Annotated in this window: 15 protein-coding genes; 3 read left to right on the forward strand and 12 right to left on the reverse strand. The window is 65.6% G+C overall.

Features of this window, described 5'->3' with window-relative positions; all coding sequences use genetic code 11:
* Positions 1 to 49: 49 nt before the first annotated feature.
* The 12 genes from flgL to flgB all read right to left on the reverse strand — a co-directional run bounded on the left by flgL (position 50) and on the right by flgB (position 12,472).
* On the reverse strand, positions 50 to 1,276 hold the full coding sequence (gene flgL / locus CI15_RS05335) for a flagellar hook-associated protein FlgL (RefSeq protein ID WP_062125032.1): 1,227 nt from the start codon (positions 1,274 to 1,276) through the stop codon (positions 50 to 52).
* A gap of 11 nt (positions 1,277 to 1,287) precedes the next feature.
* On the reverse strand, positions 1,288 to 3,282 hold the full coding sequence (flgK, locus tag CI15_RS05340; protein ID WP_062125033.1) for a flagellar hook-associated protein FlgK: 1,995 nt from the start codon (positions 3,280 to 3,282) through the stop codon (positions 1,288 to 1,290).
* A gap of 224 nt (positions 3,283 to 3,506) precedes the next feature.
* Entirely contained in the window at positions 3,507 to 4,280 is a 774-nt protein-coding gene (locus CI15_RS05345) for a flagellar brake protein (RefSeq protein WP_174543209.1), read from the reverse strand.
* Between the two features lie 337 nt (positions 4,281 to 4,617).
* The gene (gene flgJ, locus CI15_RS05350; RefSeq protein WP_062125035.1) at positions 4,618 to 5,616 is read right to left on the reverse strand and encodes a flagellar assembly peptidoglycan hydrolase FlgJ; all 999 of its coding nucleotides are present in this window, start codon (positions 5,614 to 5,616) and stop codon (positions 4,618 to 4,620) included.
* 12 nt (positions 5,617 to 5,628) lie between these two features.
* The gene (locus CI15_RS05355) at positions 5,629 to 6,798 is read right to left on the reverse strand and encodes a flagellar basal body P-ring protein FlgI (protein WP_062125036.1); all 1,170 of its coding nucleotides are present in this window, start codon (positions 6,796 to 6,798) and stop codon (positions 5,629 to 5,631) included.
* A 2-nt stretch (positions 6,799 to 6,800) separates the two neighbouring features.
* Entirely contained in the window at positions 6,801 to 7,499 is a 699-nt protein-coding gene (gene flgH / locus CI15_RS05360; RefSeq protein ID WP_062126090.1) for a flagellar basal body L-ring protein FlgH, read from the reverse strand.
* 29 nt (positions 7,500 to 7,528) lie between these two features.
* A complete protein-coding gene (gene flgG / locus CI15_RS05365; RefSeq protein ID WP_062125037.1) occupies positions 7,529 to 8,317 on the reverse strand; it encodes a flagellar basal-body rod protein FlgG in 789 nt (262 codons plus the stop codon).
* 27 nt (positions 8,318 to 8,344) lie between these two features.
* Positions 8,345 to 9,103 (reverse strand): flagellar basal-body rod protein FlgF, encoded by a 759-nt coding sequence (gene flgF / locus CI15_RS05370; RefSeq protein ID WP_062125039.1) that lies wholly within the window; start codon positions 9,101 to 9,103, stop codon positions 8,345 to 8,347.
* A gap of 17 nt (positions 9,104 to 9,120) precedes the next feature.
* Entirely contained in the window at positions 9,121 to 10,647 is a 1,527-nt protein-coding gene (locus tag CI15_RS05375; RefSeq protein WP_062125041.1) for a flagellar hook protein FlgE, read from the reverse strand.
* Between the two features lie 43 nt (positions 10,648 to 10,690).
* Positions 10,691 to 11,413, reverse strand: coding sequence for a flagellar hook assembly protein FlgD (locus tag CI15_RS05380; RefSeq protein ID WP_062125043.1), 723 nt, complete (start codon positions 11,411 to 11,413; stop codon positions 10,691 to 10,693).
* A gap of 10 nt (positions 11,414 to 11,423) precedes the next feature.
* Positions 11,424 to 11,849, reverse strand: a complete 426-nt coding sequence (gene flgC, locus CI15_RS05385; protein WP_062125045.1) for a flagellar basal body rod protein FlgC — start codon at positions 11,847 to 11,849, stop codon at positions 11,424 to 11,426.
* 125 nt (positions 11,850 to 11,974) lie between these two features.
* Positions 11,975 to 12,472, reverse strand: coding sequence for a flagellar basal body rod protein FlgB (flgB, locus tag CI15_RS05390; protein ID WP_062125047.1), 498 nt, complete (start codon positions 12,470 to 12,472; stop codon positions 11,975 to 11,977).
* A gap of 218 nt (positions 12,473 to 12,690) precedes the next feature.
* On the opposite strand from flgB, the gene flgA reads away from it, so the two are divergent.
* From flgA to CI15_RS05405, 3 genes are all read left to right on the forward strand, one after another.
* Positions 12,691 to 14,160 carry a flagellar basal body P-ring formation chaperone FlgA gene (flgA, locus tag CI15_RS05395; RefSeq protein ID WP_062125048.1) on the forward strand — a complete coding sequence of 490 codons (1,470 nt, stop codon included), beginning with the start codon at positions 12,691 to 12,693 and terminating at the stop codon, positions 14,158 to 14,160.
* A 177-nt stretch (positions 14,161 to 14,337) separates the two neighbouring features.
* On the forward strand, positions 14,338 to 14,697 hold the full coding sequence (gene flgM, locus CI15_RS05400) for a flagellar biosynthesis anti-sigma factor FlgM (protein WP_062125049.1): 360 nt from the start codon (positions 14,338 to 14,340) through the stop codon (positions 14,695 to 14,697).
* A gap of 94 nt (positions 14,698 to 14,791) precedes the next feature.
* On the forward strand, positions 14,792 to 15,238 hold the full coding sequence (locus tag CI15_RS05405; RefSeq protein ID WP_062125050.1) for a flagella synthesis protein FlgN: 447 nt from the start codon (positions 14,792 to 14,794) through the stop codon (positions 15,236 to 15,238).
* Positions 15,239 to 15,441: the final 203 nt, after the last annotated feature.

Genomic DNA, 15,441 nt, shown 5'->3' on the forward strand with positions numbered 1-15,441 from the left:
AAAAAAACCGGCTCGCGCCGGTTTTTTTTATTTCTGCGCCGAAGCGGCATCAGTTGTTGATGTACTGGAACAGCGACATGTTCTGGACCTGCACGAACGCCTGCTGCGACGCCTGCAAGGCATTCTGCTGCTGCTCGTATTTGCTGATCGTCGAAACCATGTCGGTCTGGGTCAGGTCCGACAGATTGCTTTGCGTTTGCAGCGTGTTGGTTTGCGTGACCGTTTGCAGCGCCTTGACTTCCTGTTCGCGGCCGCCCACCGAAGCCTGCACCGTGGTGACGTTGTTCAGCGTGTTGCCAAGCTGCGAGAGCCCCGTGTTCAGCGCGTTCTGCAGCGTCGCCGCGGCCGTGGGGTTGCCGCTCACCGGCTGCTGGAGCGCGGCGATCATCGCGTTCAGGTTCGCGAACACATCGGTGCCCGCCTTGTTGGCCGGCTGCACGGTGAACGTGTCGTTGGCGGACGGCGTGCCGGTGATCTCCACGGTCTGGCCGCCCATCGTGATGTCGGAGCCCGCCGTGTACGGTTGCGTCGTTCCCGCCACGCCGGTCGTCGTGTCGGTGACCGTGTAGCTCAGCGTCGAGCCGCTGCCGCTGAACAGGACCTGGTACGTGTCCGCGTTTGCCGCGTTGGTCGGATCGGTGACCGTCACCGCGCCGATCACGCCCGTGCCCGTGTTGCTCGAACTGGCCGAGGCGATCGGCTGCGCGTTGGTGCCGCCGACGCTCATGAACACCGCCTGCCCGTTGTCGCCGGTCGCGACCGCGTTGCTATCGGTGACCTGCACGGTGCGCGTGCCGGTGTCGCCCGCATAGACCACGTTGCCGGCCGCATCGGTCGTGAAGGCCTGAGCCGTGTTCTGGAAGCCGGAGAACAGCGAGTTGCCCGAACCATCGGTTGCATTCGCGTAGGTCACGAGCTGGTCGCGCAGGGTGGTCAGCTGCGCGGCGATCGCGGTCCGGTCGGAGTCGTTCAGGCCGCCGTCGCCGGCGCGCAGGCCCAGCGTGTTGGCGCTCTGCAATGTCGTGATGACCGTGGAGAGCGTCGAGTCTTCGGCTTGCAACGACGTGAGCGCCGCATTCTGGTTCGTCGCGTACTGCGACAGCGCGGCCGCCGTCGAGCTGAGCGTCACGGCCTGCGCGGCGCCGAGCGGATTGTCGGCGGGCGAGGTCAGACTCTGGCCGCTCGAGATTTCCTGATAGATCTGCGACAACTGAGCCTGCTGATCGCTCATTGCCGCGACGTTCATGCTGAAGTACTGCGAGGTGGAAATTCGCATGGTTCAACGCCTTACGAAAAGATGCCAAGCAGAGTCTGGAACAGCGTCTCTGCGGTCTGGATGACCTTGCTGTTGGCCTGATAAAGCTGCTGGTATTGAAGCAGGTTGGCCGCTTCTTCATTGGTATTGACGCCCGACACCGACTGCTGCGCCGACGTGATCTGCGTGACGAGCGTGCTTTGCGCGGTCGCCGACGCCTGGATCTGCGCGGTCTGGTTGCCGATGTCGTTGACGTAGCTCGCGTACGCGTCCGTCAGCGTCGCGCTGCCGCCCGAGAGCACCTGAGCCGAGGTCAGGTTCGAGAGCAGTTGCGCGTTGCGTCCGTCGTTGGTCGCGCCGGTATTCGGTCCGATCGTGAACGAGTCGCCGTTGGCGGGCGTGCCGCTCAGCGTGACCGTCACGTTGTTCATCACGCCCGTATTCGTCGAGTTGGTCGGGTTGGTGATCGTCAGCGTCGCGCCGGAACCCGGCGAGTACGGCACCGCGGTCGTCGTCGAGCCGATCGTGTACGAGGTGGACGGCGAGCCGGCGACCGTCACGACGGTGCCGACCGGGAAGCCGGTGAGGCCGGTGCCCGCGGTATAGGTAATCGTCGAGGCGCTGGTCGGCGCGCTATAGCCCGCCGAGACCGTGCCCTGCGTGACCGTCATGCTGCCCGTGTTCGAGGTCGACGCCGACGCGAGCACCGGCGCCGCGGCCGCGATCGCCGAGGCCGACGTGGTGGTCAGCTTGAAGCTGTCGAGCGCGCCGCTGGTCGGCTTGACCGAGAACGAGTCGCCGGCGTTCATCGTGCCGCTCGGGATCGAAAACTGCAGGCCGTCGATCGGATTGTTCAGGTTCGCCGCCGAGCCGACGACGCTGCCGGTTTCCTGGTCGGTCAGCGTATAGGTGCTGCCGTTGTACGACAGCGTGTAGTTGCCCGTGGTCGGCTGCGTCGCGTCGGCGAACGATACGGAGAGCGCCGCGGTGCCCGTGTTCTGCGGATTCGCGTACACGGTCGGCGAGCCGACCGAGAACAGCGCGCCGCCCGCGGTACCGTTCAGGGTGAGGCCGAGTTCGTTCTGCGCGTTGACCTGCGCGGCGAAGCTCGTGGCGATCGCGCCGAGTTGCGCCGCGGCAGGATCGAGCGTCTGGGAGCGGAATTCCAGCAGGCCGCCGAGCGTGCCGCCGGACACGGCCGTGTCGGAAAGCGTCTGCGGGGTCGGCGTCGCCTTCGCGCCCGCCTGGCCGAGATACGTCACCGACAGCTCGCTCGGATCGCTCGTCGAAGTCGCCGTGCCGAGGTTGAAGCTGTTGCCGGCCAGCACGAGCGGCTTGCCGTTCGACATGAACAGGCTGTAGTTGCCGTTGTCCTGCACGACCGACACGCCGACCAGCTGCGACAGGTTCGAGACCGCTTGGTCGCGCTCGTCGAGCAGCTGGTTCGGCGGCTGGCCCTGGCTGCTCGCCTGCGTGATCTGCGTATTGAGCGATGCGATCTGCGCGGTGAAGGTGTTGATCTGCGTCACCGTGCTGCTCAGCTGCGTGTTGACGCTCGAACGGAGTTGGTCGTACTGCTGGCCCGCCTGGTTGATCTGGTTCGCGAGCGTCTGCGCGTCGCTGATCGCGGTCTGCCGCGTCGAGATGCTCGACGCGTTGTTGGCGACGTTCTGCAGACCCGTGAAGTAACCGCTGATCGAGCTTGCTATCCCCGTGGTCGGACTGCCGACCAGGTTGTTCAGCTGCGAGATCATCGTGTTGTACGTGTTGAGCGAGCCGCTCCACGACTGCGCGTTGTTCAGCTCGGTCGTGAGGTACTGGCTGTACTGGCGCACCACGGTGTCGGTGGAGACGCCCATCGGCATGTAGCCGGAGCCGGTATAGGTGCCGCTCGACTCCGAATACTCCGGGGTTTCGAGCGAATAGCCGGGCGTCGACACGTTGCTGATGTTCTCACCAGTCACCGTCAAACCCCACTGCGCGGCGTTCAGGCCGCTAAGGCCGATAGTCAAGAGATTGCTGGACATGCGTCATCCTGAGGGGCGGCATCGCAGACATGCCGCCACGTTGCTGGAACATCCTCTTTAACGGCCCGTCACGCGAAAAATTGAGGGCCATTCCACTTCGTTTGCGCCACCCGCGATGCCGTTGCGACGTCGCCTCAGGTGCGAGTGCAACGTTTTCCCTGCGGGCCAAAGCGTTCGCGCGATGCCGTGCGTCATGCACCCGGCACCGCGCGTTGTTGCGCCGCTCAGCGTGACAGCGAGCGACGCTTCATTTCGAGCTGGGTGATCAGCCGTTGCAGCGTGTTTTCCGCGCTGCCCGGCAGCGTCAGGAAACGGAAGCCGAGCTGATAGCGCTGCGTGCCGTTCGGCAGCGCGAGCGAGCGATGCGACACCAGCTGCAGATCGAGCGACAGACGGCCGAGCGCGCCGAGCGTGAGTTCGCAGTCCATCAGACGCGCGCCCATCGGCAGCTGGGCGACGCGCATATCGGTCGTGCGCATGCCGACGCCGCCGAGCGACAGGTCGTGCACCTCGAAGCGGAACGAATCGCCCTCCGGCAGGCGGCCGGTGCACATGTACGGATCGAGAATCGGCGCGGCGACGCGGAAGTACTCGCGGCGCTGCACGTAGAACAGCACCTCGGGGAAGTCGGCCTCGAACGCCGGCCGCCCCTCGAAACGCGTCTCGCGCGGCGTCTGGGTCGAGAAGTCGACGCGCACGCCGTCGGGCGACGCGTGGAACTGGCAGCGCGGCGCGCTGAGCAGCCCCTTGTTCTGATCGGAGAGCGCGCCCCAATCGAAGGTGAAGGTACGCTCTCGCACGTCGACGTCGAGCAGCTTCGTGACGAGTTGTCCGCCCGCATATTCGACGGTGAGGAAATCGCCGCGATTGACGAGATTGCGCAGCTGCACGCCGATTTCCAGCGGATTGCGGCGGCCGAAATCGGGAACACCTTCGTCTTGCGAGACGTGCGGCTGACGGTTCGTGTCAATCAGGCCGTTCGACTGGTTCATATCCATGGGCTTGCCGGTAAGCATGTTCTTGCGGGCACGTGCCGGGGCCTGGCCGTCGACTCGGAGGGTCGTCATGCAAAGCCGCAACACGCGCGTTCGACCGGACCTTACTGCGTTTATCCGGTATCGGGTCTAACTCTTTAGCGGCAGCATCCGGCCAAAATTTAGGGGCTTCTACTAAATATTCGGCGGCCGTGACCCGCAAACGTTAAATCCGTATCCGCCCCATTTTCGCGATTTTGCTGGCGCGGCAGTTTAATGCCGCCTTTTACCGCTTACCGATTTGCGGCCACTACCTTTGTGCCGATTATTGCAACTCGCCCGTCGCGTGCATTGATTTTAATCAGCCCATTTTCTGCATGATCGACAGCAGTTTTTTCGCGTAATGCGGGTCGGTCGCATAACCGGCGCGTTGCATGCCGTTGGCAAAACCGTTCACGTCGCGCGACGAATTGATCACCTGGGCGTAACGCGGGTTGCTCTTCAACATGCTCGCGTAGTCGGTCATCGCTTCCTGGTAGGAGTCGTACGCGCGGAATTTCTCGACCGTGCGATGCGGCTTGCCGTTCACGTATTCGGTCGTGACCGTCGATACGGTCTTGCCGGTCCAGTCGTTGCCCGCCTTGATGCCGAACACGTTGTGGCTCGTCGAGCCATCGGCCTTCTTGATCTCGCTCTTGCCCCAGCCCGATTCGAGCGCGGCCTGACCGATGATGAAGCGCGCCGGAATCCCGGTCGCCGCGCTCGCGGCTTGCGCCGGCGCGGCGAGCTTGTCGACGAATGCGTCGACCTTTGGCGAGCTGCCGTCGCCGCGCACCGGCGGGGTCAGCGCGCTATTGGCCGAGTAGGCCCGGCCGAGCGCGAGCTGACCGTTCGCCTGGGCGTTGCCGTAGGCGCGGGCCAGCGCGTTGAGCGCAGCGGTCTGGCCTTCGTCGCCACCGCTGCCGCCGCCGAGCGCGTTGGCCATGCCGGCGAGACCACCCGCCGCGCCATTCGCGCCGCCCACCTGCATGCCCTGGTTGCGCATCAGCTGCTTGAGCATCGCGTCGGCGACGCCGATGCCCTTCTTCGAGAGCTGCTGCGCCATCTGCTGATCCATCATCGACGTGAAGGTCGCCGTGTCGTGCGAATCGAACGGGCCGTCCTGCGGCGTCGCATCGCGCATGCTCTTGAGCATCATCTGCGTGAACACGGCGTCGAACTGCTGCGCGGCCATCTTCATGCCGGCTTGCGGCGAGGCCTTCGCCTGCGCGCTCAGTGCGCCGAAGCCCTGCACGTCGAGCGCGAAGCGGCTGGTCAGATCGTTGGCGGAATTGACGCTATTGGTCGGATCCGAGTTCATCTCTCGTGCTCCTTAGATGATTTCCAGGTCGGCGCGCAATGCACCGGCTGCCTTCATGGCCTGCAGGATCGACATCAGATCCGCGGGCGTCGCGCCGAGCGCATTGAGCCCCTTCACCACTTCGGCGAGGTTCGCACCGGCGTTCACCATTTTCAGCGAGCCGTTGTCCTGCTTCATCTGGATCTGCGACTGCTGCGCGACCACGGTGCGGCCGTTCGAGAACGCGCCCGGCTGGCTCACCACCGGCTGCGTGTTGATCACGACCGACAGATTGCCGTGCGCGACCGCGCAGTTTTGCAGCGTGACCATCTGGTTCATCACGATCGAGCCGGTACGGGCGTTCAGGATCACCTTCGCGGGCGCCTGCCCGGGACGTACGTCGAGATTCTGCAATTGCGCCATGAACGCCACCTGCTGTTGCGCATCGGCCGGCGCGCGCAACTGGATCGTGCGGCCGTCGAGCGCGGTCGCGGTGCCGCTGCCGAACGTGTTGTCGATCGCGGCGACGACGCGCTGCGTGGTGTCGTAGTCCATGTCGTTCAGGTCGAGCTGCATCGTGCCCGCCTGCGCCACCGCGGTCGGCACCGAGCGCTCGACGATCGCGCCGCTGGTGATGCGCCCCGCGGCCAGCTGGTTCACCTGCACCTTGCTGCCGTTCGCGCTCGCGCCCGCGCCGCCTACCGCGACGTTGCCCTGGCCGAGCGCATACACCTGGCCGTCGGCGCCCTTCAGCGGCGTGAGCAGCAGCGTGCCGCCGCGCAGGCTCTTCGCATTGCCGAGCGACGACACCGTAATGTCGATCGCTTCGCCGGGCCGCGCGAACGGCGGCAGCACCGCGGTCACCATCACCGCGGCGACGTTCTTCAACTGAATGTTCGACAGCGACGACTGCGAGTTGCTCGAACCCGCCGCCTGGTTGTTGATCGAGATGCCGAGGTTCGCCAGCATGTTCGCGAGCGTCTGCGTCGTGAACGGCGTCTGGGTGGTCTGGTCGCCGGTGCCGTCGAGGCCGACCACGAGACCATAGCCGATCAGCGGGTTGTCGCGCACGCCCTGGATTTGCGCAAGGTCCTTCAGGCGCTCGGCATGCGCTGGCGTCACGGCCGGCAGCGCCGCGCCCGCGAGCGCGACGAACATGAGCGCGCGGCCCGCGCGCGACAGCGTGTTGAAGACGGTACCCATGATCACCACGGCGCCACGTTGAGGAAGAACCGCTGCAGCCAGCCCATGGTCTGGGCTTCGTCTATGTAGCCCTTCGCGGAGTATTCGATTTTCGCGTCGGCGACCTGGGTCGAGTACACGGCGTTCAGACTCGAAATCGTGTTCGGATTCACCACCCCGGAAAAACGCACGAATTCATTGCCCTGATTGATCAGCATCTGCTTCTCGCCGCTCACGATCAGATTGCCGTTCGCCTGCACGCCGGTCACGGTCACGGTGATCGTGCCGTTGAACGTATTCGACGCGTTCGCGCCGCCGGTACCGGCAAAGCCGTTGACGCCGGACGCGCTCAGGTTGGTCTTGGCGAACAGCCCGCCGAGAAAGCCCGCGGTCGGCACGTTGAAGTTCGTGGTGCCGTTGCGGGTCGCATTCGCGCCCGAGTTCTTGGTCGCGTTGATGTTCTCGGCGATCACGATCGTGATGATGTCGCCCACGTTGCGCGGCCGCTGATCTTCGAACAGCGGCCGACCCGCATAGCCCGGGTTGTAGATCGAGCCCGGCGCCTGCGCCTGCGGGGGCACCGGCGGCAGCGCGGTCATCGGCTGCTGCGTGATCGGTTGCTTCGGCACGAGGGCGCAGCCGCCGAGCGCCGCGAGCAGCGTGAGCTGCACGAGGGCCTCGGCCGTGCGCGAATGAACCGGAGTGCGAGTGGAGTGCGACATCATCGTTTACCGCCTTAAATTTCCAGTCCTCAAACCTGCATCTGGCTCAAGGTCTGCAACATCTGGTCGGAGGTCGACACGGCCTTGCTGTTGATTTCGTACGCGCGTTGCGTCTGGATCATGTTGACCAGCTCCTGCACGACGTTCACGTTCGACGCTTCCACGTAACCCTGGTTGAGCGAGCCCGCCCCATTCAGGCCCGGCTGCGCCACGTTCGGCGCACCCGACGAGGAGGTCTCCGCGAACAGGTTCTCGCCCTTCGCGTCGAGGCCGGCCGGGTTGATGAAGGTTGCGATCTGCATCGTGCCGAGCTGCTGCGTGTTGCTCGAGCCGGCCACGGTGATCGACACCGCGCCGTCGCTGCCGATCGTCAGCGAGGTTGCGTTCGCCGGGATCGTGATCGCCGGAATCACCTGGTAGCCGCTCGAGGTGACGAGCTGCCCCTGCGCGTTGGTCTGAAACGAGCCGTCGCGCGTGTAGGCGGTCGTGCCGTCGGGCATCTGCACCTGGAAGAAGCCCGCGCCGTTGATCGCGACGTCCTTCGAGTTGCCGGTCTGCTGCAGGTTGCCCTGGGTGTACAGACGCTCGGTCGCGACCTGCTGCACGCCGGTGCCGAGCTGGATGCCGGAGGGCAGCTCGGTCTGCTGCGTCGAGTTCGCGCCCGGCTGGCGGATGGTCTGGTACAGCAGATCCTCGAACACCGCGCGCGAGCCCTTGAAGCCGTTGGTGCTGACGTTCGCGAGGTTGTTCGAGATCACGTCCATCTGCGACTGTTGCGCATTCATGCCGGTAGCGGCGATGTAGAGTGAGCGGTTCATTTATGGTTCTCCAATGTCAGCAAGCCGTTAGCTGAAGCTGAGCAGCTGGTTGGCGGACTGGTCGTTCTTGTCGGCGTTTTCCAGCAGCTGCGTCTGCATCTGGAATTGACGTGCGTTGGTGATCATCGAGACCATCGCGCTGACCGGATTCACGTTGCTGCCTTCGAGCGAAGCCGGGGCGAGCGTCACGGTCGGATCGGCGTCGGCGGGGTTGCCGTCGGCGGTGCGAAACAGACCGTCGTCGCCGCGTGAGAGCGACTGCGGATCGGGATTCACGAGCTTCAGCTGATCGACGGTGACGACCGCCGTGGGCGGATCGCCCGGCGTCAATGCCGACACCGTGCCGTCCTTGCCGATCGTGATCTGCGCACCCGGCGGCACCGACACCGGGCCGCCGTTGCCGAGCACGACCTGATTGGTCGCGTTCACGAGCTGGCCGTTTTCGTCGATGTGCAGATTGCCCGCGCGCGTGTAGGCCTCATTGCCGTCGGCGGTCTGCACCGACAGCCAGCCCGGCCCCTGAATCGCGACGTCGAGCGGATTGCCCGTCTGCTGGATCGGCCCCGGCGTGTAGTCGGCGCCCGGCGTCGACGACAGCACGAAGGTGCGGGTCGTGTCGTCGTTGATCGAGCTGCCGTCGCCGAACGACATCGGCACGGCGCGGTAGGTTTCGAGCTGCGCGCGAAAACCCGTGGTCGACGCGTTCGCGAGATTGTTCGCGACGATCGCCTGCTGTTCGAGCGCCTGCGCGCTGCCCGACATCGCGGTGTAGATCAGCCGATCCATGAAGAGGTCCCGTTGGCTTACAGGTTGATCAGGGTCTGGTCGACGGTCTGCTGGGTCTTGATCGTCTGCGCGTTCGCCTGATAGTTACGCTGCGCGGTGATCAGGTTGACCAGCTCGCTCGTCAGATCGACGTTCGAGTTCTCGACCGCGCCGCCTTGCAGCACGCCGTGATTGGTCGAGCCCGGCGTCGAGATCTGCGCGACGCCCGAGGCCGAGGTCTGGCCGTACTCGTTGTTGCCGAGATCGACGAGACCGTTCTCGTTCGAGAAGTTCGCGAGCACGATCTGGCCGAGCGCCGCGGTCTGGCCGTTCGAGTAATTGCCGGTCAGCGTGCCGTCGGCCGCGACCGTGAAGCCGGTCAGCTGGCCGGCCGCGAAGCCGTCGGTCTGCAGGCTGTTCACGCCATCCTTGCCGCCGTACTGCGTGGTGGTGCCGATATTCAGCGTGAGGTTCTGCGGCGTCGACGAACCATCGGAGGTCGGGATCGAGAAAGTGAAGCCGCCCAGCGTGGCGGTAGCGACGTTCCCAGGCGCGGCCGGCGGAACGGTGGGCTGGGTCGTGCTGACCAGCTTGCCCGACGAATTGAAGGTCGCCTGCCCGACTAGCGACGCCGTGCCGGTCGAGGTGCCCGCGTAGACGTTCCACGTACCCGCGCCGGTCTTGGCGAAATACATGTTGACCGTCTGCGAGCCGCCGAGCGAATCGTAGGCCGTCGTGCTGGTCGAGTAGTTATAGGTCGTCGAATCGTTCTGGTTGAACGCGGTCGGTGTGGGCGTGACGGTGTAGGCGGTGGTGGCCGACGGTGTGCCGGTAAAGGTCACGCTCTGGCCGTTGCCGAGCGTGATCGCCGTGCCGGCCGTGTAGGTGCCGGAAACCGGAGCGGTGCCGGCCGTAGTGTCGGTCACCGTGTAACCACCGGCGCCGTCGAAGGCAATCTGGTACGTGTCGTTGTTCGTGCTCGCCGTGGCGTCGGTGATCGTCGCGCCGGTCGTCGTCAGCGCCGTACCGCCGGTGTTGGTCACCGTCGGCGCGCTCAGCATGATGGAGTCCTGCGCGTTCAGGTTCAGGCCGGCGGTGATCGTGGTGGTCGGCGTCGGCGCGATATTCGCGGTCGGGATTTGCAGCGGCACGGTCTGCGCGGTGTTGATGATGCCCGTGCTGTTGGCCGCGTAGCCCATCAGGTCGAGGCCCTGCGCGTTCGTGATGTAGCCGTTCTTGTCGAGCTGGAACACGCCGTTGCGCGAATAGGTCAGCGTGCCGTTGTTCGACATCTGGAAGAAGCCGTTGCCGTTGATCGCGACGTTCAGCGCCTGATTGGTCGTGGTGATCGTGCCTTGCGCGAACTGCTGCTGCACTTCCGAGAGCTGCGTGCCGATACCGATCTGCTGGTTCACTGCGGTCGCGATCGAATTGGCGTACATATCGGCGAATTCGGCGGTGCCGCTCTTGAAGCCGACTGTGTTGGCGTTGGCGATGTTGTTGCCGATCACGTCGAGATCGCTCGACGACGCGGACAGACCGCTCAAACCTTGTTGATAACCCATGACGTGCTCCGTATCTGGAAATTCGTAGCTGAATTGATCTGAATCAGAGGATCGCGGCGACGCTGGTCAGCCCGACCGTCGAGCCGTTCGACAGCACGAGGCCCGGGGTGCCGCCGCTCTGCTGCACGACGGCCTGGACCGTCGCGCTGGTGAGCGTGGTGGCCGTCGCCTGCTGGCCGTTGATCGTGCCGGTTGCGGTGATCGTGTAAGTGCCGTCGGCGAGCGTGTTGCCCGACGTGTCGGTCGGCGTCCAGCCGATTGGAATCGTGCCGGCCGACTGCTTGCCGAGATCGATCGTATTGACGATCTGGCCGGCCGAGTTCTTGACGACGACTTGCAGATCGCTGACCGAGTTCGCGAGCTGCACGCCGAACTCGTTGGCCTTGCCGCTCGACACCGTGATCGAGTTGCCGGATGCGAGCACGGTCGAGCCGATCAACAGCGCGGACTGCGACTGCTGCCCCGCCGACAGCTGCGTCGACAGCGAGCTCAACGACGTATTGAGCTGGCTGATGCCCTGCACCGTGCTGATCTGGGCGAGCTGCGAGGTCATCTGCGAGCTGTCCATCGGATTGGTCGGGTCCTGGTTCTTCAACTGCGCGACGAGCAGTTGCAGGAAGGTGTTCTGCAGGTCCGAGGCCGAGGTGCCCGAGGTGCTGCTCGTCGAGCCGGTCGCGCTCGAGCTGCTGCTCGTGCCGTTCATGGTGTCGAGCAGCGTTTGCGAGACGGTCGTGCCGTTGCTGCCGATCGTGGTGTTGGTGGTCAAGGTTCTCTCCTCAGGTTCCGATCGTGAGCGTTTTCAGCATCAGGGTCTTGGCCGTGTTCAGCGTTTCGACGTTGGCCTGGTACGACCGCGACGCCGAGATCATGTTGACCATCTCCTGCACCGGGTCGACGTTGGGCAGCGTCACATAGCCATCCGCGTCGGCGGCCGGATTGCCGGGTTCGTACGCGGTCTTCATCGGCGATGGATCGTCGACCACGCCGGTCACCTGCACGCCGCCGACCTGCTGGCCGGAGCCCGAACGTGCGCCGCCGAGCGGATTGACCGCGAACACGACCTGCTTCGCCTTGTACGGCTGACCATCGGGGCCCGTCGTGCTGTCCGCGTTGGCGAGGTTCGACGCGGTCACGTTGAGCCGCTCCGACTGCGCCGACATCGCGGAACCCGCGACACCAAAAATATTCATCAGGGATGGCATGTTTCCTGACCTCTCCTGCCGGTTCGCACCGGCTTCACGTTAATTCCCGTAGCGTTTCTGTTCGTGCGTGCTGCTTGTATCCAGCTGCTATGCGCTCTGCTTGTGTGCGGTGCGGCGTGCCCGGCTCAGGAGCCCGACGTGATCGCCGACAGCATCGTCTTGACCTGGTTCGATACGACAGTCATGCCCGACTCGAAGTGCACCGTGTTGTCGGCGAACTGCACGCGCTCGGTGTCGACGTCGACGGTGTTGCCGTCGAGCGACGGCTGCAGCGGAAGCCGGTATTGCAGGTTGCCGTAGTCGTCGGGGCTGCCGCCCGTCGCCGTCAACGTCGCCTTGCCGCTCATGTGGCCCGCCTCGGTCGTGTTCATCGACATGCCGCTCGTCACGCCGGCCGGTTGCGTCATCGCGAGCGTCGAGCTGTTCGATGCCCCCTGGCCCGCGGTGCTGCCGCCCGTCTTCTTCAGCGCGCCGGCCAGTGACGACGCGAAGTCGATGTCGCGTGCCTTGTAGCCGGGCGTGTCCGCATTCGCGATATTCGACGACAGCAGTTCCTGGCGGTACGCGCGTACATCCATCGCCTGCCGGCCGAACGCGAATTCGGCATCGAGTTTGTCCAGCATGGAAATCTCCCGAGAACGTTTCCAAGGCCGACCCGTGTGCGCAGCGTGAGAGATACGCGGCGGGCGCAAAGGCCTTTTTGCATGTGGTGCATCTTATGGGCCGGGCGCAAGCGGCAATCGGACGAATAACCGGGAAAGGGGGCTTCTATTCAACGTTTGCGCGAAAGGGGGGCTCTCTAGAATGCAAGGCGTACCGATGCATTCGATGGAGACTCGCGATGGACCAGCCCACACCCCCCTTGCCGCAGCGTGCTAGCGGCACGACGATGCGTCGCGCGGGGAGCGGTCGGGTCGACGGTTCGCCGGGCGCGCCCGCCCGGCCTGTGCTGCGCTCCATCGCGCGTTGCCTTGGGCGCTGCCTGACGCGCGTGATCGTGAACGTCGCGGTGTGGGTGGCGGGCGGCATCGTGCTGCTGCCGGCCACGACCCAGGCGCAGGATGCGGGTGGTCCGATCGTGATTGCCGGGCCGGGCGAGAAAAATCCCGCCGCGCTGAACGAGCTCGCGCAACGGATTCAAACGCCGGCGCAGCGTAACGCCTCGGCCGCGTCGCTCGCGGCGGCCACCGCGCAGTCGATTGGCCGCGCCCCCGCCGCGCGTGATACCGACGCCTTCACGCGTGCCGCGAGCGCGAGCGGCGCGATCGTCGTTCCGGGTGCGGGCGAGCCCCCTGCCACCGCGCCGGCCATGATCCGCACCAACTTCAAACCGGACGCCAATGGCGTCGTGACGATTCCGCCGTCGGCCAGCATGGGCGCGTCGGGCGTCGCGCGCGTCGAGGTCGAACCCGCCACGGCCGCCAGTCTCGCGAATTCGCGCGCGGTCGCGGCCCCTGCGCCGCAAGGCGACGGTTTGGACAGCCTCGCGTCGCGCGGCGAGCCGCCCGAGTTCGGCGTCAATGGCAAGCCGATCGCGGCCGCGGCTCCGCAGCCGGCCCGTCCCGCAGTGGCGAGGATGGCTGCGATGTCGTCGCCGTTGCGCCAACCTGTCACCGCCCTCACGCAGAGAACGTCGCAGAGCGCCGCCGCCGGCGCCGCGACGCCCGCACAACCCGCCCCGCTGCCCGGCCAGCAAGACCCTGAAGCGATTCACTCGGCCGCGCTCGCGTTCCTGCAACAGCAGGCCGTCGGCCTGCCCGGCAAGGTCGACATCACGGTCGCGCCCGCGTTTCCGCGCGGCCTCGCCGCGTGCACCTCGCTCGAACCGTTCATGCCGAGCGGCGCGCGCCTGTGGGGCCGGCTGACGGTCGGCGTGCGCTGCGCGGGCGAGCGGCCGTGGACCATCTATCTGCAGGCGCGCATCTCGCTGCATGCGACCTACTACCTCGCCGCCCGCGCGATGGCGCCTGGCGAAGTGCTTGGCGCCGCCGACCTCGTCGCGCGTGACGGCGACCTGACCGGCCTGCCGCAGGCGATCGTCACCGACCCCTCGCAGGCGGTCGGCTCGGTCTCGCTCGTGCGGATCGCCAGCGGCATGCCGCTGCGCCGCGACATGCTGAAGAGCGCGTCGGCCGTGGCGATCGGCCAGACCGTGCGGGTCGTCGCGGCCGGCGACGGTTTCTCGATTTCGTCCGAGGGCAGCGCGATGAACAACGCGTCGCCGGGCCAGCAGGTGCGTGTGAAGACCGCGAACGGCCAGATCATCTCCGGCATCGTCAAGGACGGCGGAACGGTCGAGATCCAGATGTGAGCGCGCGGGTGGCAAAGATCATGATTGAATCTGCCGCCGGGGCGGCGGTGAGAGCGGGCGAACCGGCATTGAAAGGGCCGGATGGCCGCGCATCGGCGGGCCGGGTGTCGAGCGATTGCGCTAAAGTTTTGATCAGCGGTTGCCGTTATCAGGATCAAATCGTTAGGGAAGCCAATCGTGAAAGTCGATTCCACCACCTCTTCGAATCTGGCGTCGTTGAAGGACGCTGTGTCCCGCTCGCAGCAGAGCGGCGAAGCCACGCCGGTAGCCGGCGTCACGCAGGACACGACCAGCGCGGGCGCATCATCCGCGGCCGGCGCGTCGGGCGACACGAGCGTGAACCTGTCGGGTCTGTCGCAGCATCTGCGCAGCCTCGCGGCCTCGGGTTCGGCCGATATCGACACCGCGCACGTCGAGTCGATCAAGCAGGCGATCAAGGACGGCACGTTGCAGATCGACTCCGGCAAGATTGCCGATGGCGTGCTGCAGACGGCGCGCGACCTGTTGCAGAGCAAAACCTCGTCGACCGGCAACTGATCGGCATTTCGCCGCGCGGTGAACTGCCGGGCGGCATCCGACCAACTCGGCTCGCCGTTCGTGCGCGAGCCGGTGTGCGTAGCGAGTTGTAGACATGAAAGACGCCCTGGTTGCCACCCTGATCGAAGAATATTCGACCGTCGAGGCGTTCGCCTCGATCCTCACCCTCGAAACCAAAGCGCTGACCGCGATCTCGCCACTCGAGCAGTTGCCGGCGATCGTCGAGAAGAAGACCGAGCTGATCGGCGTGCTCGCGCGGCTCGAAGCCGCGCGCGACACGCAGCTGGCCGAGCTCGGCTTTCCGGCCGGCTGGTCCGGCATGGAGCTCGCGGCGAGCACCGACTCCCGCGTCGCCACGCAATGGAAGCTGCTGCAGAAAGCGGCCGAGCGCGCGCGGCGCGTCAACAGCAACAACGGCGAGCTGATTCGCGTGCGAATGGAGTACAACCAGCGCGCGCTGAAGGCGCTGCAGGTCAACGTGCCGCGCAAGACGAACCTGTATGGGCCGGATGGGCGAATTCCGGCTTATTCGGGGCTTTGACCGACCCGTCTGCCCGGCCTGCAATCAGGCACTGTCCGCAATGAACGAGAAGGCCCGTCATCGACGGGCCTTCTGCTTTTCCGTCACCCTTTTTCACACTCTTCCTTCCCTCTTCCACGCTGCGTTAGCCATTCGGCCAGCTAGCGCTAGTCCACCTCGTCACGCTGAAATGATGACTTCGCTCGAGGGTTCGCCGATGCCGC

Source organism: Paraburkholderia monticola, from assembly GCF_001580545.1.
In the GTDB taxonomy this organism is placed as follows: domain Bacteria; phylum Pseudomonadota; class Gammaproteobacteria; order Burkholderiales; family Burkholderiaceae; genus Paraburkholderia; species Paraburkholderia monticola.